At 48.1% G+C, this 19,173-nt stretch carries 14 protein-coding genes, 2 pseudogenes and 1 other annotated feature; of the genes and pseudogenes, 9 read left to right on the top strand and 7 right to left on the bottom strand.

Annotation, left to right across the window (positions count from 1 at the left end; all coding sequences use genetic code 11):
* Positions 1 to 16: 16 nt before the first annotated feature.
* The 4 genes from GSO_RS08570 to GSO_RS08555 all read left to right on the top strand — a co-directional run bounded on the left by GSO_RS08570 (position 17) and on the right by GSO_RS08555 (position 4,457).
* Positions 17 to 565 (top strand): ECF transporter S component, encoded by a 549-nt coding sequence (locus tag GSO_RS08570; RefSeq protein ID WP_010491115.1) that lies wholly within the window; start codon positions 17 to 19, stop codon positions 563 to 565.
* 211 nt (positions 566 to 776) lie between these two features.
* Entirely contained in the window at positions 777 to 1,571 is a 795-nt protein-coding gene (locus GSO_RS08565) for an ABC transporter ATP-binding protein (protein WP_010491112.1), read from the top strand.
* Positions 1,558 to 3,276, top strand: a complete 1,719-nt coding sequence (locus GSO_RS08560) for a hypothetical protein (protein WP_010491110.1) — start codon at positions 1,558 to 1,560, stop codon at positions 3,274 to 3,276. The genes GSO_RS08565 and GSO_RS08560 overlap by 14 nt, the downstream gene beginning before the upstream one ends.
* A gap of 206 nt (positions 3,277 to 3,482) precedes the next feature.
* On the top strand, positions 3,483 to 4,457 hold the full coding sequence (locus tag GSO_RS08555) for an EamA family transporter (RefSeq protein WP_010491107.1): 975 nt from the start codon (positions 3,483 to 3,485) through the stop codon (positions 4,455 to 4,457).
* Between the two features lie 339 nt (positions 4,458 to 4,796).
* Here the strand turns inward: GSO_RS08555 and GSO_RS08545 are convergent, their stop codons facing one another.
* From GSO_RS08545 to GSO_RS08530, 4 genes and pseudogenes are all read right to left on the bottom strand, one after another.
* On the bottom strand, positions 4,797 to 6,773 hold the full coding sequence (locus GSO_RS08545; RefSeq protein WP_010491105.1) for a WxL domain-containing protein: 1,977 nt from the start codon (positions 6,771 to 6,773) through the stop codon (positions 4,797 to 4,799).
* Positions 6,770 to 7,234 (bottom strand): LPXTG cell wall anchor domain-containing protein, encoded by a 465-nt coding sequence (locus tag GSO_RS08540; RefSeq protein ID WP_010491104.1) that lies wholly within the window; start codon positions 7,232 to 7,234, stop codon positions 6,770 to 6,772. The genes GSO_RS08545 and GSO_RS08540 overlap by 4 nt, the downstream gene beginning before the upstream one ends.
* Positions 7,215 to 8,239 (bottom strand): annotated as a pseudogene (locus tag GSO_RS15805) (WxLIP family cell surface protein). Before GSO_RS15805 ends, GSO_RS08540 begins: the two are co-directional and overlap by 20 nt.
* A gap of 231 nt (positions 8,240 to 8,470) precedes the next feature.
* Positions 8,471 to 9,139, bottom strand: coding sequence for a WxL domain-containing protein (locus tag GSO_RS08530; protein ID WP_010491100.1), 669 nt, complete (start codon positions 9,137 to 9,139; stop codon positions 8,471 to 8,473).
* 896 nt (positions 9,140 to 10,035) lie between these two features.
* Between GSO_RS08530 and brnQ the strand changes: the two genes are divergently transcribed.
* A complete protein-coding gene (gene brnQ, locus GSO_RS08525; RefSeq protein ID WP_010491098.1) occupies positions 10,036 to 11,424 on the top strand; it encodes a branched-chain amino acid transport system II carrier protein in 1,389 nt (462 codons plus the stop codon).
* Between the two features lie 152 nt (positions 11,425 to 11,576).
* On the opposite strand, the gene GSO_RS08520 is transcribed toward brnQ, so the two are convergent.
* Positions 11,577 to 12,491, bottom strand: a complete 915-nt coding sequence (locus tag GSO_RS08520; protein ID WP_010491096.1) for a hypothetical protein — start codon at positions 12,489 to 12,491, stop codon at positions 11,577 to 11,579.
* 409 nt (positions 12,492 to 12,900) lie between these two features.
* On the opposite strand from GSO_RS08520, the gene GSO_RS18380 reads away from it, so the two are divergent.
* The 4 genes from GSO_RS18380 (at position 12,901) to GSO_RS08500 (ending at position 16,561) form a co-directional block, all read left to right on the top strand.
* Entirely contained in the window at positions 12,901 to 13,101 is a 201-nt protein-coding gene (locus GSO_RS18380; protein ID WP_010491094.1) for a hypothetical protein, read from the top strand.
* 230 nt (positions 13,102 to 13,331) lie between these two features.
* Positions 13,332 to 13,582 (top strand) — a binding site (T-box leader).
* Positions 13,583 to 13,725: 143 nt separating this feature from the next.
* Positions 13,726 to 14,439 carry an amino acid ABC transporter permease gene (locus tag GSO_RS08510; RefSeq protein WP_010491092.1) on the top strand — a complete coding sequence of 238 codons (714 nt, stop codon included), beginning with the start codon at positions 13,726 to 13,728 and terminating at the stop codon, positions 14,437 to 14,439.
* Between the two features lie 75 nt (positions 14,440 to 14,514).
* Positions 14,515 to 15,327: a transporter substrate-binding domain-containing protein gene (locus GSO_RS08505; RefSeq protein WP_010491090.1), complete on the top strand. Its 813-nt coding sequence runs from the start codon at positions 14,515 to 14,517 to the stop codon at positions 15,325 to 15,327.
* A 94-nt stretch (positions 15,328 to 15,421) separates the two neighbouring features.
* On the top strand, positions 15,422 to 16,561 hold the full coding sequence (locus GSO_RS08500) for a trans-sulfuration enzyme family protein (protein WP_010491088.1): 1,140 nt from the start codon (positions 15,422 to 15,424) through the stop codon (positions 16,559 to 16,561).
* A gap of 88 nt (positions 16,562 to 16,649) precedes the next feature.
* Here the strand turns inward: GSO_RS08500 and GSO_RS08495 are convergent, their stop codons facing one another.
* Both GSO_RS08495 and GSO_RS08490 read right to left on the bottom strand, forming a co-directional pair.
* Positions 16,650 to 17,435, bottom strand: coding sequence for a hypothetical protein (locus tag GSO_RS08495; protein ID WP_010491086.1), 786 nt, complete (start codon positions 17,433 to 17,435; stop codon positions 16,650 to 16,652).
* A gap of 685 nt (positions 17,436 to 18,120) precedes the next feature.
* Positions 18,121 to 19,065 (bottom strand): annotated as a pseudogene (locus GSO_RS08490) (GH25 family lysozyme); the annotation flags it as partial.
* Positions 19,066 to 19,173 lie beyond the last annotated feature (108 nt).

The following is a 19,173-nucleotide window of genomic DNA, read 5'->3' as shown; positions in this document are numbered from 1 at the left end:
CTTTGGAGGGTAAAACATGCAAACATCGCACAACACTTTGAAAAACATCATTTTCACCGGCCTATTCGCCGCAATTATTTACATTGGGATTTCACTATTGCGCATTCCGATTCCGGCGATGGTCGGTCGGCCGTTTATTCACTTTGGCAATCCCTTGATGGTGCTGGCCATTCTCTTTTTAGGCGGGCGGCTAGGCGGCTTAGCTGCAGCAATCGGTTTGGGTGGATTTGACTTGCTGAATGGCTATGCTGCGACCTCTTGGCTGACGGTCTTGGAAGCAATCGTGATGGCAATCGTTGTCAGCGCGCTTGTCAAAGCGTTCAAGCATGACGATCAGCCGCGCAACATCATTATCATTGGCATTGTTGCCGGCTTAACAAAAATCGTCACGTCCTATCTCACCGGCATCGTTGAAGCACTCATGGTTGGGACGATCTTTAAAACCGCGATTGTCGGTGCCTTTTTGAGTCTCCCGGCAACTGTCATCAACTCAATTGCAACTGCCTTTATCGTGCCAATATTGTATTTTATCCTTCGTCCGCTCTTTAAACGGTTCACGAACTGAACAATTTCTTTCGTTTTTTATTACGATTTCTTTTGGCCTAGTCCGGCGAACAGCAGACTAGTTTAACACTAAGCAGAACGCTTGGTGTTTTTTTATAGGCTTTTTTAGCGGCGTTATACAACAAGCATTTCCCTATACAACAATAAGCTTTTCTGTCATAATCGGCCCAACGTAGTATGTTGATAACTCGGTCAAGAGGAGGCCCCTTTTTATGACAGAACCCATCGTGACCCTCAGTCACATTCGGAAAAGTTTCGGACCCAAAGAAGTATTGAAAGATCTCAACTTTTCAATCACCCCTGGCAGTATCGTTGGTTACATCGGTCCCAACGGCGCCGGTAAAAGTACGACGGTTAAGATGATGCTCGGCTTGCTTGAGCCAGATGACGGCACACTCGAATTATTCGGTCAACCGATTAGCCCTAAAGATCCCAGTTATAAACGGCGAATCGGCTATGTCCCGGAAAGCGCTGATGTTTTCGATGCGTTAACGGCGCGGGAATATTTGAGCCTCATTGGCCAACTTTACGGTTTGAGCGCCGCCGATGCCGAGCAAAAGGCCTTCGCGCTGGCGAAATTGGTTAACCTACGCGATGCTTTTGATCGGCGAATTTCATCATATTCAAAAGGGATGCGGCAACTGATTCTGATTATTGCCAGTTTGCTGCACAATCCGGACATTTTATTCTGGGATGAACCATTGAACGGGCTTGACGCTAACACTGTGCTGGTCATTGAAGAAGTGCTTCAGGACTTGCGCGATCAAGGCAAAACGATCTTCTATTCCAGTCATATTCTTGATGTTGTCCAAAAACTGTCGGACCGGATCATCGTTTTAAACGCCGGGACAGTGGTGGCAGATGGGCCGTTCAAAGCCATTGCCAAGGAAGCCGACACCAATTTGCAGCAGCTCTTCAATGATCTGACCGGTTTTGCGGAACATGGTCAAAAAGCCCAAAGCTTCGTGGATATCGTGACAGGCGGTGACTCGCATGAACAGGTTTAAAAAAGCGGAGCCGGAACCAACTGACCCAGCGGCATTACCGCTACCGAAAAATTTTGCATGGTTAACCCGACTCCGCCCGACGTTGGAAAAACGCGGAATTCAATTTGACCAGTTACGATTGATCCTTGCAACTAAGAGTCTGCTAGCCTCCCGTGAATCGAGTGGCTTAGGCAGCATGTTTAACAACAATAAGCGTCGCACGGGTTCAGGTCTTAGAAAAACCTTTTTGTGGAATACTTTATTCGGTGCAGTTTTAGGGTTGTTACTGCTTATTCCCACATCAATCGTGACCACCTTTACCATGTTCATGACCGTCCAACTATTGACGAGTTTTCTGGCAATTTTAACCAGTTACTCCAGTTTGATTCTTGATCCGCGTGATCGTACGGTTTTTGCCGCTCGCGGTGTCAATGACCGAACGTTGAGTTTTGCCCGACTTCTCAATATTTGTTTCTACTTAGGGATGACGCTGCTGGCAATGGGCGGTCCCGGAATCGTCATCAGCGGCTTTCATTATGGACCGATTGTTGCGATTGGCGGCTTCATCGCACTGCTATTCAGCGGCGTCTTAAGTCTGATGCTGGCGCTTTTTGTCTACTTGCTGATTTTGCGGTTCTTTGACGGTGAGCGCTTACGAAACATGTTGAATCTGGTGCAGATTTTACTGATGATCGGCATCTATGTTGGCGGCCAGTTGCCTAATTTATTGCCACAGTCCATGTCAATTTTCGGTGCGTCCATCAGTGACCAGTTTAGCTGGCTTTTCATACCAGCCTTTCCTGCTTGGTTCGCTGGTTTACCTATGCTATTTGCCGGGCAGGTAACGGCTTTAAGCCTCATGTTGGCTAGCTTAAGCGTCGTGATCCCAATTGCCATGACCCTTACTTTTCTTCACTTCTCTGGTGTATTTGAAGTCTATTTGGAAAAACTAAATCAAGGCAACGCCCGTCCACGCAAACTCGGCTGGTGGTTCCGCGGTCTCAGTGCTTTAATGACACGTCCTGGTGAAGAACGCACTTATTTCACCTTGGGTTGGCGGATATTAGGCAGTGAGCGTGACTACAAATTACGAGTTTATCCGCAACTGGCATATGGCCTGATTTTACCGTTAGTCTTCATCGGCAATGAATTGCGGGAAATGAGTTTCAAGTCCGCAAGCCACTTTATTGCTTACGCCGGCATCGGTGTCATCGTGGCGCTTGCACCAGCTTTAGTCAATCTGCGGTTTTCAAGCCAGCCTCAAGCCATGGCAATTTTCCAATATGTCCCGTTTAAAACGCATGGATTATTATTGCGCGGTGTGGTTAAGGCCATGTTTGCCCGCTTATTCCTGTTGCCACTTGTCTTGATTACCGTCATCACCACAGCCATCGGTGGTTTTGATGCGTTAGTGGCCGGTATTGCGGTCATCATTTTAACTTATGGCATCACGTTAATCATGGGCTGGCCACTGGTAGGAGGGCAATTTCCGTTTGCCAGTATCTATTCGACCAACGCAAACTTTCGCGGGGGATCCACTGGCGTTATCAGCGTCATTATAGGTGCGATCGCGGCAGTCATCATTATTTTCGTTGGTGGCTTTCTTGGTGGCTGGATTTTCCCACTTTTCCTCACAGCATTTGGCTTGACGTTTGGTTTGCTGCTAGGGCACTTTTACCGCACCAATCTCCGTTACGAATTAAGAATCAACACTGAGCCAGAATAACCACTTAACATTCCAAAAATGAACATCATTCTGAAATCGCTCCTTGAGACGAAATTTGTCTTTAGGGGCGATTTTGATTGATCGAGCAAAATGCCGGCAAACTTCCATGCACTTGTGGCAAGTTTGATCAAGATAACACGAACTAGCCAACCAGGTTCTTTTTGCGTATAGTAGTCTGGATGTCTTAATTTGAAAGGAATACTGCTATGCCGCGCACTGAAGCTCATCTTACGAACGATTCGAATCAAAAAATAAAAGGCGTTACATTTGCCGTTGTTGGCGCCACTTTTTGGGGTGCCAGCGGTATTTTTACGCAAACGCTTTTTACCAATTCCGGGGTTAAGCCGCTTTGGCTCGTGGGTATTAGACTCTTTTTTGCTGGCTTGCTACTGGTATTGTGGAGTGCCGTGCGCGACCCACACTCTTTTTTGGCGCTTTGGAAAAATTGGCGGGATGCTGGTCTTATGATTTTGTTTGCTTTTTTCGGCATGGTACCGTCCCAATTGACTTATTTTCTTGCCATTAATGCCGGCAATGCTGCAACTGCGACGATTTTGCAGTTTTTAGGGCCGGTATTTATTTTACTTTACATGGCGCTGACAACCCGGCAAATGCCACGGCGGATCGATTTTATCAGCATCACCTTAGCCCTGATCGGCACCTATTTACTCGTCACGCGCGGCCATCTCACCAGTTTACAGCTTGCCCCTGCCGCTATCTTCTGGGGGATTATGGCCGGCGTCAGTCAGGCGCTTTATACGTTGCTGCCGCGAACCTTGCTGGCCAAATATGATGCGCGCGCCGTCACCGGTTGGTCCATGTTGCTCGGCAGCCTGCCATTTTTACCTCAGTACGTGCTCCATCCTAACCCGATGCTCACGCTGCCAGATCTAGGCGCAATTGGGTTTGTCGTCATCTTCGGCACCATGCTCGCTTATCTGCTGGTACTCGGCAGCCTCAACTACATTTCACCTGTGGCAACCGGCATGTTAAGCGCGTTCGAACCGCTAACCGCCACCACACTTGCTGTCACCCGCCTGCACATCGCTTTTGGCCCGGCAGAATGGCTCGGGGGTATCCTCATTGTCTTGAACACTTTGTTGCAGGCGCTGCCAATCAAAAAAATTCAGAGCGTGCAAAAACGATTGATTCACCAACTCTTGCAAAAATCGAAAACCTGACATCAAAAAGAGATGCTAAAAGTCTAGGGAAAATCCCGAAACTTTCAGCATCTCTTTTTTGTTCGTTGATTGACCAGAGCCAGTATCGACTAAAGGAAGCCGGTGAAACTGGCAATCAAAACGTGAATGGGCAGCTCTAGCAGGAAGGCCAGTGTGCCCAAAACAACGACCGGCAGTAAATGAGAACGTGTAAAATGTTTTTTCATTAGCAGATCCCTCTATAACCGCAATCCTGACAACTCAACATTCAAAAATAAGAATTGTCCATAGCATATTCTCATTTTCAGAATAATTCAACTCATTTTTGCGATTTTTGGGAGTTTCCTGTCTGGTAACGCATCATTCTGGTGCGTCCGCAAGCGTCCATGTGGCGGTTGCGTGGTATTTTCCGGCACGGACAGAGGGTGTCCCCTTAACGGTCATCAAGGCTTGTGCATGCCGCGCACTGTCACCAATCTGCCAGGTACCGCCGCCACTTGGCATGTTTTTGACAGTGACTGTATCGTTGTTATCTTTCACCCGTGCGACTTCACCGGTGCCTTCATTATCGATCAGCACGATTTCGGCTTTACCACCGGTTTGACTGCCGTTGTCACCTAGAACATAATCCCCACCATCCAGTTTAAACGGTGAAAGCTTCATTTGAAGGTGCCACCCCGGCTGATCGGGACGGGTATCAAGCACTTCAAGATAGTCCTCGGTGCCACCACCTTCAAGCGTGTTCAACCACTTTTTGAAATCTTCGGGACTTGCCGGCAGCGAATTGTCTCCAGGGATACCGCGAATAATATCCGCCACACTTGGATCGACAAATGTACCCGTATATTTCTTGAAAACGAATCCCGGTACATGTGTCAAAAACAGGTCGCCGGTGTGGGCACCAAGGACATACTTAATCCTATTTGAGCTATCAGCCGTGTTGACTAACTTGTAATCCTTAGCTGGCGACCCACCATTGATGGTCCCGGCATCATCACTAAAAGCTTGATTGGCACTCAGGTTATATAATTTCACCTGCGCTGGCAAGCTAAACGTGACCGTCGTGTTTTTATTTTTTGGTAACTCCGGCATGTTCGTGATAACAGCCGACTTCTGGTCAGCCTGAACAATCGCTTTAACTTTCGGACCCGCGACTCCGTCAACGGTTAACGTCACTTCCAACTCGTCGCCAGGTTGGGCCGGCTTTCCATCAGCTTTCAGATAATCAAAGTACTCGCCTTTTGGTAAGGTGATTGTCGGCATTGGCCAAGGGCTACCATCAAGATTATCGACATTAAGATTGTAATCATAGGTTAACTGATCGCCAGGTTGCAGGATTGTGGTTTCTCCGACGACCTGACCTTCACGCTTTAACGTGACCTCAGGCTTGACGGTGATAAAATCGGCCAAACTCTTAATTGCGACCACGTGCGGTTCAAAGGCATTACCGGTAGCACTCGTGAAGCCCAGATACAGCTTGCGCCTATAGCCAAAAATGTCATTGATTTGTTGATTGGTCCATGTGAGTGCGCGCGTGACAGTAGTAAAACCTGTCCCGCTTAATCTATAAATCAAATTCCCACCCGTAGCAGTCTTATGCCACTCCACACTCAAATCTTGCCATGAGCCGTTAGTAATTTTACCACTTAAAACTTTGGCTTCATTTGGAAATTCCGGGTTATTGAATTCAAGCTCAGTTTTATAATTGGGAAACCCGATTGCATACATACTTGCCTGGCCAGGATACCCAGAGCCAATGTATTGATCTGATGAGCCAATTACGGGGTAGCCAACCCTTTGATCCATACCTGTTGTGACAATCAGGCCATCACGACTTCTCTTGGTGTCAACCACGATTGCAAAACTGTTTGGCAAACCGGTTGTGGCAATGTCGATCGGCTTGCCACCATTCTTACCAGTAATCCCCCAGATGCCGAGTGACGCACCACCTGAATACACTTTGGTTGGCCTGTCCGATGTCAGCGCAAAAGCAAGTCCATCCGCACCGCTCGTGGTGTTACCCAAATAGATTCGCATGTCCAACTTAAAACTGCTTTTATCTAAATCGACAAAGGGTTGGTTACTCCAAATGCTCCCTGTTTGACTTGCTAAATTTGCATTCAACTCAAGACCAACTTCATCTGGACCATTTGAAATCATATGAGATTGCGTGCTGACTGGTGAAAAAACACCGTTCAAACTCGTAAAGTTTCCTTCGCCCGGTGACGGATAAGTGCTCGGAACCGGCCAAGTAGCTGCCGCCACGGATTGTATCGGGCCAATCATCACGCTGAACACCGCAGCGAGGCAAATCATGATTAAAGTCTTTTTCTTCATTTTTTACCTCCTTGCCGCGAACGTCCATGCATCAGCACAGCACTTAAGATGACAATCAGCAAAACTTCGACACCAATGACGATCAGCCATGGTTGAACCGCATCCCCCGTTTGCGGAAGGCGGCTGTAGTCAAGGATTGACTGCCTTTGTCCATGTGGGTCACCATGCGGATCGCTTGAAGTGGATGGATCGGTTGCGCCAGCCGGATCGGTTGGGTCGGTCGGATCACTTGGATCGCCACCGCTCGGTTTTCCGCTCGGATCGGTTCCAGGGTCGGGTTTTGGATCGGGTTTTGGGGTCGGTGGTGGCGTCGGATCCGGTCCCGTTGACGGCAATTCGCCGACGAGCTCAACTTGCGCCACTGATGTTTCGGCGTGCACCTTATGGGCTGCGGCTCCGCCTGCCGTGAGACCGACCATCATGAGCATCAAGAACCAAAAGTTACGCTTTCTTTTCGCCATCAGTCTCCCTTCCTCTCTTTTGTCGTTGCCGCCAAATAAGCCAAAGCAGGATCAGAATCACCACGGCAAGGATGATCGCAATGATGATCCATACCCAAGGTGTTTTTTGCGGTGTCCGGCCTAGTTTTTCTTCGATGGCGTTCGACTGTTGTCGGGTAATCGTGAAGTTACGGCGCCAATGCCAGGTTTTCCCGACAGCCTTGGCAGTCAGATCCAAGGTGTAGGTTCCGGGAGCAAGCGCCTCTTTGGTGAAAATGGCATAGTCAAAATGTGAGTTAGGGGCAAACGACCACCCTTTTTCATGTCGGGTTAAATACGGTTCGTTTGATCCCTGCCGGTACACTTTGCCGTCTAACGTCATGTCGCCAAACAGTCGCGGCTTGAAGTTTTGAATGGTCGCTAATACGCCTGCTTGGTTGTCCTGTAATCCTGGCTTGACCTGCATCAGCTTAAGATCAGGAGCCACTTCGGTTTCTGAAGTTTGCAAAACCACCCCGATCAGCATGGCAAATTTGTTATTAATCGCCATGCCGCCACCGCCGCTTTTATGCACATTCGGGTCTTCAACGTACAAACTGCCGAGAATTTGGCCCGTAAAGCCTTGTTCCGGAATTTTGACATCAAAAGTCACCGGCACTTGGCCATTGGCTGGAACGTCGATAGTCTGCGGCTCACTTGCCAACTGGGCAAATGTGTATTCGGCCGAGTTGTCCTTTTTGTTATTGGGATAATAGCCTAACGTTCCGTTATTTTGCGTGAACGCACTGACTGGACTGACCTTTAGCTTCTTAGCCTGATCGCTCGTATTCTTCACGTAAATGAGCAATCGCTGCGTTTCGCCTGGCTTGACCAGCAAATTGAAGTACGTGGATTTGTCAATCTGATTTTGCGGCAGAGCGGGGCTAATCGTGAAACCTGCGCCTTCAGCCGCCTGAACCTGATGCAGATTGCAAGCCAAAACATGCCCAGCAGTGCAATAAGGCCAAATAGAATTTTTCGTTTCATGCTTACCCCTCTCTGAGCGTGAACCAGTCCGGTTAGAAACCGGAGTGTAAGTGGCCTTGGCCGTGATGGCCCGGGCTTAGGCCATTGCGACCAAGGTCCTTACACGCAGGTTTCTGGACTGGTGAACGCGTTAATGTGAGCGTGAACCAGTCCGGTTAGAAACCGGAAAACGCGGCAATTTGCCAAAAAAGGACAGCGGATGCCCCGCCGCCCTTTAGCTTGAACACTAAATTACAAAGGTGCATCAGCCAGCGTCCAAGTAATTGCTGCTTGGTATCGGCCGGCGCTTGCTGTTGGATCTTTGAGAAGGTGAAGAACCGTTTCACTGCCCTTCTTTAATAAGGCTGTGTTCTTACCTTGCCCTTGCCCATTTGTGCCTGTTGCCAAAGCGTCAGCCTTCCAGATCGGAAGTGAACCGCCACCGAAATCAAGGGTCGTTCCAGCTGTTGGGTTAACGGCATTGAGGGTCGGGTTATCTGTCGTGACGTCAGCAGTTTTGAGTGTCAGTGACCCATTCAACGTTCTACCGGCAGAGTCTTTCATATCGCCTAATTGGGCGGTCAGAGCCCAACCTGCACTGGTACCACGATTATCAGACACAGTTAGTTCGCCGTCAGCATTACCGTCCATGGCATTGGTACCGTCTTTAACCGGACCTGTTGCGTCAATCGTATTGTTATCAAGCTTTAGATCAACGTTGCCTGCCGTGATCTGACCGATGTTGATAGTGCCAAAGTGAAGATCAGGCACCTTGTCCAAGTTAATATCACCAGGAAGGATATTAACTTCTGCCACAGAAGTCTTTGTGTCATTTGCAGCAAACACACTTCCTGTTGGTACCAGACAACCTGCTAACGTCAAAGCCGAAATACCAGTTACAATATAATTAATTTTCCTCATCGATTTTACCTCCATGGGTGTTGTGAAAAGTTTCTTTACCTGTGTTACTAATATCAATATAGCACCTTGCCGAATCGGTAATCAAACAATACGATCAGCCAATCAGCCCCGTCAGACGGGCAATATTACGGAATTTTTGAAATTTTGTTTTTTATAAAATTAGGCCATTTACATTAATGTGAGTTTATAAGCAATATTAGCAATTTATTTTTAACCAGTTCATCAAATTGGCGTTATTGAACCCATTAAAAAATATTTTTTGTGGTGGTCATTTTGAACCTCGGTTAACCAATATAATTTGTTCACCAATGAACTTTTGCCAAAGTTATCTATTGATTGCATTATATAAAAATTATAATTTTCGCTTCGCACGAGATTTACCGAGCACTATTTTGAATGCCACCGAGTTTTTCTTTGACCCAGCTAGCAACATTAAATTTAGATTAGTTGTTGACAAGGAAGCAAAGCGTGTTAAACTCATAATCAAATACAAATACAACGCGAAAGACAAGTAGTGATGTTCATGGATTCAGCGAGCTTCGGTTGGTGTGAGGAAGCATTCAGGACATGATGAAGATCCCTTTCAAGCAGGACACCGAACCTTCAGTAACGTGTCATGGGAGCACCCATTACAGTGCTAGCATATCGTCCACAGACCGTATGCGATGAAGGCCAAGGTTCTATACTTTGGTGAATTAAGGTGGTACCGCGCAAAGTCGCCCTTAGATTAAATCTAAGGGCGACTTTTTGTATCTCTGTAACCTGTCCGCATTTTCGCGTAGCAACTAGATCAACAAACCAATTAAGGATGTGATGCAATTGGAATCTGACATTACCCACATTAGTCCCCTCATGAATGAATTAACGCCTGACTTAAACTTATTGGAGGAACTCAAATGGAATTACCTGAAAAGAAACTTTCAACCCGTGATTATGTCGTCATTGCATCACTTTTATTCGGTCTCTTCTTTGGTGCCGGCAATCTAATTTTCCCGTTACACCTTGGTCAGCTCGCGGGGGCTAACTGGTTCCCAGCCATGCTTGGCTTTTTGGTCACCGCCGTTGCGTTGCCCCTGCTTGGCGTTTTAGCCATCGCCGCCACGCATGCGGAAGGTGTTTATGATATCGGACGCCCACTTGGTGGCGTGTTCGCCCTCGTCTTCATGGTGCTGATCCACGCCACGATCGGTCCTATGTTCGGCACCCCGCGGACTGCAACCGTCTCATTCACCACCGGCGTTTTACCAATGTTGCCAAAAGACTGGCAGCAAGGCGGCCTCCTTGTTTTCTCCGCCTTGTTCTTCGGCGCAGCGTTCTTCCTGTCCTATAAGGAACGGAAGATCACCACGGCTGTCGGTAAGGTTTTGAACCCGATTTTTCTAGTGCTCTTATTCTTCGTATTCTTCGTCGGCTATCTGCATCCAATGGGCAATCCGACTGCACAAACCGTCACCGCTGCATACAAAAACGGCAGCTTCATGAATGGCTTCCTGCAAGGCTATAACACAATGGATGCCCTTGCTGCGTTAGCATTTGGGGTCACCGTTGTTACGGCGGTTCGTGGTTTAGGATTGAAGAATGATGACCATGTTGCCAAAGCAACCGCCAAGGCGGGCGTCATGGCAACCAGTTTTATCGGATTAATTTACGTTGCATTGATCGTGCTTGGCAGTATGTCACTGGCACATTTCAAACTGAGTCCTGAAGGTGGCACTGCCTTCAATCAAGTGGTCACTTATTACTTTGGTACCGCTGGCCACGCTGTCTTAGCCACCTTGCTAACATTGACCTGCCTGACAACCGCTGTGGGCTTAGTCGCCGCATTCGCACAAGACTTCCACCGGCATTTTCCTAAGGTTAGCTATCGGGCATGGCTGGCACTGACAAGCTTTCTGTCCTTCCTGACCGCTAACTTCGGGCTTGAACAAATCATCGCTTGGTCGGTTCCGATGTTGATGTTCCTATATCCATTCTCAATGGTCCTCATCCTCATGTCTGTTTTCGGCAAAGCCTTCCATCACGATCCGGTCGTTTACCGCGTTGTTGTTGCCTTCACCGCAGTACCGGCTGTTTTGGACATGTTTGCCGCATTCCCGGCAGTTGTGAGTCAAAGCGCAGTTGGCTTGGCTTTACACAGTTTCCAATTACATTACCTGCCATTCGCCGCAATGGGTCTGGGCTGGTTGGTTCCGGCTGCTGTCGGTCTGGTTATCGGCTTGGTCGCCCACACCGTTAAAACACGGCGGGCAACGGCTTTAGCCAAGGTTCAAGCTGAACAAAATTAAGCGGCATCGTTCTTGCTGATCATCCCAAAAGCCAGCTAATCAAAAGCTGCTTGATCAGACGTTTCGTCGCAATCGAAAAGGTACCGATCACGTTTTGTGATCGGTACCTTTATTTTTATACGTTTTCTTCTATATTATAGCCTAGCAAAGATTCACCGATAATCGGTATTGATCAGGTCCTTCAGTAAAACCTGATTAAGTAAGCCGATGACATCTTTGATCGTTCGATTGGCCGGTGTCAGAATATCCTTTTGAAAACTCTGCGCTAGTGACTTGACAGAAAACGCCTTGTGGAGCTCTTTGGTCATGAATGCCAACGATGTTTTGACAATACCCTGATTGTCGGTCGGTTCATGGACAACCAGCTGGTCACTGACATCACTTGGACATTGCTGCCGCTGGGAAAATGTGTCGATTAATGCCTGCCAGATGAGTTCGACAGCATTACGCGGATGCTTCTGCTTTGATGTTGGCGTTGCAAAGTGATTAATGCCACTTGAAACAACCGGTAACGACTGGCCACCTTTGTCATGATCGTGAGTTGCTGCCTGTGCTGCCGCAACCACGGCCTGTTCCTTTTGCTCTTCTGCTGTCGGCTTTGTCACTGACTGACTGACCAGCGAATTAACTTCCTGCTCGGTTTTAATCGTTGGCGTTGAACTGACTGTCTTTTCGGAAACCTTGCTTGGCTTGTCTGCCGATGCTTCTGACACTTTACTGCTTGGCACTGAGACACCGCTGATTGCTTCAGTGCTTGCAGATGATTTCTTGTCGTCCTGGCTATCGGAAGGCACCACGGAACTTTTTGAATTTTCTTTACTGTCAGTCGTTTCATCCGTGCCAGCTACTGTGATGACCGGTTGCTGATCATCGGTCGTCTTTTCGGTGGCGTCTTGCGTTGTCTTCACGCTGTCTTCTTTTGGTTGTGTGCTACTGCAACTTGGTGCTGAAGCCTGTACTGCAACTGGTGGCGCTGAAGCTGCAAACGTCAACGCCTGATTACCAATCACCGTTGATACACCCAAGCCAAGCATGGCAGCCAAACCGTATACCCATGCCTTTTTCATCTTGTCCTCCACTAAAACATTAACATCTTACATATCTTCTCCGCATTTAATATACCGCATTTAAGAAATAAAGTCACTGGACTTTAGGACTAGAGAGCGTGAGCTGAACTTCCAAGATCGCCATCGAACTGATCAATTTCGAGTCGAAGAACAGACTGGCAAGTTAACACACCGCATCCAAATCTGCAGCATCAAGAGAAAGTAGCCTCGACGCTCATGGTGCTCCCTAATGACGTTAGAAGCATCAAAAGGCCAAAACGTTCGCTTAAAGATTGCGCGGCGTGGTCCGATGGCTCTCGTTCTTAATGGCAAAGTCACCTATTGACAGTTAAAAGATATGAGCGTATGACGTGGTTGGAATGACTGACAAGCGTTTACATTTTCATCGGCAGCGAAAGGAGTGGTACCCATGATGATGTATCCTTATATTAATTTAGGTCCCAGAGATGGCGTCTTGTTAATTGCAGCGGTCATACTGTTGGTTTTAACATTGGTTTTTAAGTGGTCAGTATTGGAGTTTGTGCTTTCTGCTATTGCAATCATAATTGCGTTTTTGGCGGGAAGCATGAAATCAGACAAGAAGAACGTGCTTACGTTCATAAAAAAGTAATCTAAAAAGATTATTCATGGAGAAACTAAAGACAAGCGGAATTTCAAACATTCAAATTGCGTCTGTCTTTATGTTGGGAGTTGTAAATTGCCCCAGCTTTTGCAGGTAGCATAATGCCCTTCTTACAAGCTATTTGCCGGAAGATTAGGCGGTGAAATCGTTATCTAATTGTCTCGTCAGTTCGCTCTCCGCTATTGACAACACCTGTTTTTTAGCCTAATGTAATGTCAATATCTTAGCGGCAGAGAGATGAGTAGCCAGGCGAAGATCCGCAGCGAGTTGTCAGTTGGTGGAAGACAATGATTGGGTTCTGGCGAAGATGGTCTTTTCATGCATTCAGTTGTGAACGTTCACCGCAAGCAGCTGACGGGTGCTCCCGTTATTGAGTCAGGGTATTCGCACATGAGGTGTGCTGTACTTAAAGGGAGCCGGATCAGTTCGGTTAATCAAGGTGGTAACGCGGAACATTTTCGTCCTTGTCTATGAAAAATGGACAGAGGCGGAAATGCTTTTTTATTTGCCCGTTCGTTTACAGCATGTCGCTGAGAAAAGTAGCTTAAGTGCGTGCAGTCTACTTGACATCTAACAGAAAGTACCGGCATGTATCTTAAGAGGAGGAAAATTATGTGGAAAATCATTGCTGATGCCGTACCGCAAATGGTCGCCGCCGGAATTAAATACACCATTCCGATTGCGATTGTCTCATTTGCCATTGGCCTCATCATCGCTTTAGTTACCGCGTTGACGCGAATATCGGCACGTAAAGGGATCTTGATCAAAATTGCAAAGGGCATTGCGTCTTTTTATGTGTGGCTTTTCCGCTCAACGCCTTTGTTGGTTCAGTTGTTTATCGTCTTCTTTGGCCTACCCAGCTTGGTCATCCCGGGTATTTTCCCGCATGGCATCAAGCTCGATCCGGTTGTGGCGGGAATCATTACCTTTTCGCTGAATACTGGCGCTTACTGTGCGGAAACGATTCGGGCGGCGCTTTTGTCCATCGATTCCGGTCAGTGGGAAGCGGCATACGCTGTGGGGTTGCCGCGCCGCCTGGTTCTGCGGGAAATCATCATCCCTCAGGCGCTGCGAACCGCGGTCCCGCCGCTGTCAAATAGTTTCATCAGCCTCGTCAAGGACACCTCTTTGGCGGCGTCGATCACTATCGTCGAAATGTTTCAGGTCAGTCAGCAAATTGCGGCTGAAAACTACCAGCCATTGTTGATGTACTCACTGGTAGCACTGCTCTATGCGATTGTCTGCACCGTTTTATCCTGGGGTCAGCGCTACCTCGAAAAAGTCACCTCACGCTATACGGCAAACACCCAGTCGACTCAGTTGTAAGGTGATTACCATCGCGCGGCCACTGGCACAAGCGCCAGTGAACGCACAACGCTATTTATGGAAGGAAGAAGTATGATGTTGAAGAAAAAGTTGTGGTTCCTGTTGCCAATCATGGCGCTCGTTGCCTTTACCCTGACGGCCTGCAGCAGCGGATCGTCCAGTACGTCTAAAAGTAGCGACGTCAAAACCGAACTAATTAATAAGAACGAACTCACGATCGGCCTTGAAGGAACCTATGCCCCGTTTTCCTATCGCAAAGACGGTAAGCTACAAGGGTTCGAAGTTGAACTCGGCAAGGCCTTAGCCAAAAAAGTCGGCGTTAAGGCCAAGTTTGTCCCTACTCAATGGGATTCCCTGATCGCCGGTCTTGGCAGCCAAAAGTTCGATCTGGTGCTCAACAACATTGCCGAAACGCCGCAACGTAAGAAAGTTTATGCCTTCACGACACCGTATATGTACTCGCGTTACGCCTTGATCACTCGCAGCGACGATACTTCGATTAAGCAGCTGAGTGACATTAAAGGCAAGAAATTCGTTGAAGGTACCGGTACGCCAAACGCCGCCTTAGCGAAAAAGTACGGCGCGACCATTACACCGTCCGGCGACTTCACGGTTTCATTAAACCTGGTCAAAGAAAAACGCGCTGACGGCACCATTAACTCCAGCGCTGCTTGGTATGCTTATGCCAAGAGCAATTCAACTGCTGGTCTAAAGAGCCAAACGCTCACAACCAGTGCGGCAAAGCCCGACGACATTGCCGGAATGGTCAGCAAGAAATCACCGAAGCTCCAAGCTGCTCTTTCTAAAGGTATCAAGGAGCTTCGCAAAGACGGTACACTGAAGAAGTTATCGCAAAAATACTTCGGCGCCGATTTAACGACGAAGTAACTTATAGTACTGCTTTTGAACTTTCAAGCCGCGAATGCTCGAAATTCGCGGCAATACATAGTCAACATGTTCATCAAAGGGAGGTCGGGTTTTTATGACTCAATTCAATACGAAATTAGTTCATGGACCGCAACTACAGACTGATCAGGCTGGTGCCATCGTGCCGCCGCTTTATCAAAGCGCCATGTTCCGGTTTGCCCCTGATGGACAGGAAACCCACTGGGACTATGCGCGCAGTGGTAACCCGACCCGCGAATATTTAGAACGACAAATTGCAACATTGGAAAATGGTGACGCCGGCTTTGCTTTTTCCAGTGGGGTCGCCGCCATTGCCACTGTGTTGGCCATCTTTCCCAATGGTAGCCACTTCATCATCGGCGACTCACTGTACAGTGGGACGGATCGGTTGATCAATCAATACTTTGCCCAGCACGGCCTGACCTTCACTGCGGTCGACACGCGCGACTTGGCGGCAGTAGAAGCGGCGATCCGCCCTGAAACCAAGGCCATCTTTTTTGAAACCTTTTCCAATCCCCTACTGAAAGTCAGCAGCGTGAAGGCCATTAGCGCGCTTGCGAAGGCGCATCACCTCATCACGATTGTGGATAACACCTTCTTAACCCCTTATTACCAGCGGCCGCTCGATCTTGGTGCTGACATTGTGCTACACAGCGCAACCAAGTATCTTGGCGGCCACGGCGACCTAATTGCCGGACTGGTCGTCTCCGCCCACCCTGACCTCAGTGAAAAGTTGGCCTTCTTGCAAAACACGATCGGCGCCATCTTAAGCCCCGTGGACTGTAGCCTAGTGTCGCGCGGCATCGCAACCCTCGCCGTTCGCCTCGATCGAGAAACGGCCAACGCCCAGGCAGTAGCTGAATTTTTGAACCAACACCCCGATGTTGCCCACGTTTACTATCCCGGACTGCCAAGCGATCCGGGTTACGCGCTGGCTCAACAGGAAACCACCGGCGCGAGCGGCCTGTTGTCCATTAAGCTTGCCGACAACATTGATCCACTGAAATTTGTCAACAGCACCAAGGTCTTTGACTTCGCCGATTCACTAGGCACCGTCTCCAGCTTAGTCAAACTACCATGGTTCAAACTACCGGAAGAAAAACGGGCAGGTTCCGGTTTAACGCCGCAGCATGTCCGCATCGCGATTGGCCTGGAGGATCAGCAGGATATGATTGATGATCTATCGCAGGCGTTGGTAGCGGCAGAGAAGAAATAGGTGGTACGAAAAAACATCCTTTGGGCGTAATGAAGCTCAAAGGATGTTTTTTATGCTCGCCGATCAAAAGTGGAAAACTGTCAAAATCTCAATGACCATTATATGGCCAGCCAACCTTAACTTGTTTGGGCGTATCAGTTCGGTTCAGCCTATCCGCACCTTGCTCCAATGACTGCAGTGCTTGATAAGCAAGCCTCAGCCGTGACGCATAGCCACGCCAATTATCATCGTCTCGTCCGGCATTGACTGCCTGATCATAAGGTAAGAAGCTAACTTTTATTGTCGTGATTGGCAATTTCGCTGCTTTACAAATCAACGGCCATTCTGTATCTGTCAGCAAGCCTTCTGAGTTAGCTAAAATATACCTAGCCGCTTCTTGGCTAAAAGCACAACATCCAGCCGTTATGTCCAAATCAGGCAATCCCAACACCGCAGACGCCGCTTTATTAGTAATCGCCTCGGTTTCGCGCCAAGTTGCCGGATAACTACGCATCACCACTGAATCACGACCGACAATCTGATACCCGTCAACCGCCTGAAGTCGTTTCACAAATGCTTCTAGCGCAGGCTCCGCCCGTTCCACCGCCACCACGATCTTATCAAAATCGCAGTAAAAAAATGATGCCGCATAATGGACATCCTGCAAACCAAACTCAAGTACTTTTCGGCGGGCATCGGCAGCACCATGCGGCCCAATAATGCGGCAATGAAATTTTGGCGCTTCGTCTAGTAAACGCGCGATCTCATTATTAGTGACAGAACTGATTGTGACGTAAATAGCCGAAAACATTTTGCTGACACTCGCCACAACCTGTTGTAGCTGAGGCAAAGAGACATTTGGGTGATGGACGGTGGCTAGTAACACGGGTTGCATATCAAAGACCCCTTATGCGATTTTGTCAGCGTTCGCCGGTTAACACAAATGCCTCCACCGGGCATAACTGATAGCTATGTATCAACATTTGAGGTATCCTTGTCCCCTTTTTGTCCCCTTTGACTGACAAATCTAGAAGCATCCAGAAGCAAGTTATTAAATCGTGTTTCAACGGCCTTGCTGTGGCTGATAATTTAGCGCACAAAAGCAATCAAAACGCAAACCCCATCCATATAGGATGGGGCGGAGTTGGCAAGGAATTGCTTTTATCTGGAAGACCCGCCGAGGGGGGCAGGTTCCTAACAGTATACAGTCCGTATGCGCGATTATTCTTGGGGTGGGTAGCAGCTTAGCTTGCCAACTCCTAAGGAGCTTTTTACTCCTAGCTATTGGAGTTTTGCTCCTTGACCGTCAGTATCGCATGGCTATGCTGGGTATGCAAACAATTTGCTCATAGTAAGTTACCTAATCCGGCATATGTAAACCTTTTGCCTTTTTGAGTCGATTCTGTCAACTCTGTGCACAAAAATAAGCCTCCCTGAGCAAGGGAGGCAGAACGACAAGGTATTACAGGCTGACTAAAATATTTAGTTGCTTACGTATCTTATTTTACAGCATTATGCCCGTGCTTCAAAGCAACAAAAATAAGCCCTCCACCCGCGTTAGCGAGCAGAGGACTTTTTTGTTACCTGATGTACAGGCTCTCGCCCGGATAGATCAGGCTGTAGATTGACTTGCCATTGTTGACGGCTAACGTGTACATGCTAATGCCGTACTTGTTAGCAATGCTCCAGAAGCTGTCACCAGAGCGGACTGTATAATACGTGTGCGAATAGGTTTGCGCATTTGAACTGCGCGAACCATAGCTCTCACCACCATTTACGCCCAAGGCAACATAATGATACCTGCCTGAGTAGCTGAGATAACGCGCCCGAACATATGTGCCACGGATATACACGTGATCATAAATCACACTTTCACCGGGTGCATAGCTACCAACGGATGCATAGCCGGTGCCGGCACCAGTGCGGATGTTAACAGTCGTGGAAGGCTTGAAAACACCAGTTTGCGCATAATCGGTATCAGTGGCTGCGGTTGATTGCGCTGGTTTGCTTGGTGCTGGGGTGATAGGTGTTACTGGCTGCTTCGAGTATCCATTATCGGCGACACCAAGCAGATCAATGTTACCATCGAGGCCTTGTGACAACCCAAATGCACTCGTGTACTGCCAAATAGCTACCCCATCCATACTTGGAAAATAACCGTAGTCAGGTTTGGTAGTTGGCAGATAATCACGGTAAGCAGCTATCCAAAGGCTGTTAGGAAATTCTTTCAGAATACGCTGATAATCGACGTGTGCCAATGTATATGGCTTGTAACTGTAATACATGGGCGTGTAGCCTTCTGAACGAATGCGCCGCATGCCAGCTAAAATGGCATCCGTATTAGCTGCCATATTGCCAGAAGCACCATCTTCGTAGTCCAAAGCAACGATGCTTCCCTTTGGTGTCTGCGCTTTGATACGAGGCATATAACGATCAAGTGCTTCTAATCCCAACTGGCTACTTGCACCAACACCATACCAGATGTAGCTATGCACACGTTTTCTTGCTGCCTTTGCACTGGCAATTGGCAAGAATGTCAATGGTCCGGACAAAAATTGTCCGGTTCTGCCGAATGCGTATGGTTGTCACTTAAATTCACGCATTATCAGATCTTTTATCAGCGTTTAATCTTG

Origin of the sequence: Lacticaseibacillus zeae DSM 20178 = KCTC 3804 (genome assembly GCF_000260435.1) — a bacterium.
GTDB classification, from domain to species: domain Bacteria; phylum Bacillota; class Bacilli; order Lactobacillales; family Lactobacillaceae; genus Lacticaseibacillus; species Lacticaseibacillus zeae.
Note: the sequence above shows the minus strand (reverse complement) of the source record. Positions and strands in the feature narration are given on the sequence as shown.

Bases quoted from the DNA above. Each gene is read 5' to 3' on its own strand.
- GSO_RS18380 (WP_010491094.1), top strand. From the start codon at position 12,901: ATGATGATGTATCCTTATATTAATTTAGGTCCCAGAGATGGCGTCTTG.
- GSO_RS08500 (WP_010491088.1), top strand. From the start codon at position 15,422: ATGACTCAATTCAATACGAAATTAGTTCATGGACCGCAACTACAGACT.
- GSO_RS08510 (WP_010491092.1), top strand. From the start codon at position 13,726: ATGTGGAAAATCATTGCTGATGCCGTACCGCAAATGGTCGCCGCCGGA.
- GSO_RS08570 (WP_010491115.1), top strand. From the start codon at position 17: ATGCAAACATCGCACAACACTTTGAAAAACATCATTTTCACCGGCCTA.
- GSO_RS08565 (WP_010491112.1), top strand. From the start codon at position 777: ATGACAGAACCCATCGTGACCCTCAGTCACATTCGGAAAAGTTTCGGA.
- GSO_RS08495 (WP_010491086.1), bottom strand. From the start codon at position 17,435: ATGCAACCCGTGTTACTAGCCACCGTCCATCACCCAAATGTCTCTTTG.
- brnQ (WP_010491098.1), top strand. From the start codon at position 10,036: ATGGAATTACCTGAAAAGAAACTTTCAACCCGTGATTATGTCGTCATT.
- GSO_RS08505 (WP_010491090.1), top strand. From the start codon at position 14,515: ATGTTGAAGAAAAAGTTGTGGTTCCTGTTGCCAATCATGGCGCTCGTT.
- GSO_RS08530 (WP_010491100.1), bottom strand. From the start codon at position 9,139: ATGAGGAAAATTAATTATATTGTAACTGGTATTTCGGCTTTGACGTTA.
- GSO_RS08540 (WP_010491104.1), bottom strand. From the start codon at position 7,234: ATGGCGAAAAGAAAGCGTAACTTTTGGTTCTTGATGCTCATGATGGTC.
- GSO_RS08555 (WP_010491107.1), top strand. From the start codon at position 3,483: ATGCCGCGCACTGAAGCTCATCTTACGAACGATTCGAATCAAAAAATA.
- GSO_RS08520 (WP_010491096.1), bottom strand. From the start codon at position 12,491: ATGAAAAAGGCATGGGTATACGGTTTGGCTGCCATGCTTGGCTTGGGT.
- GSO_RS08545 (WP_010491105.1), bottom strand. From the start codon at position 6,773: ATGAAGAAAAAGACTTTAATCATGATTTGCCTCGCTGCGGTGTTCAGC.
- GSO_RS08560 (WP_010491110.1), top strand. From the start codon at position 1,558: ATGAACAGGTTTAAAAAAGCGGAGCCGGAACCAACTGACCCAGCGGCA.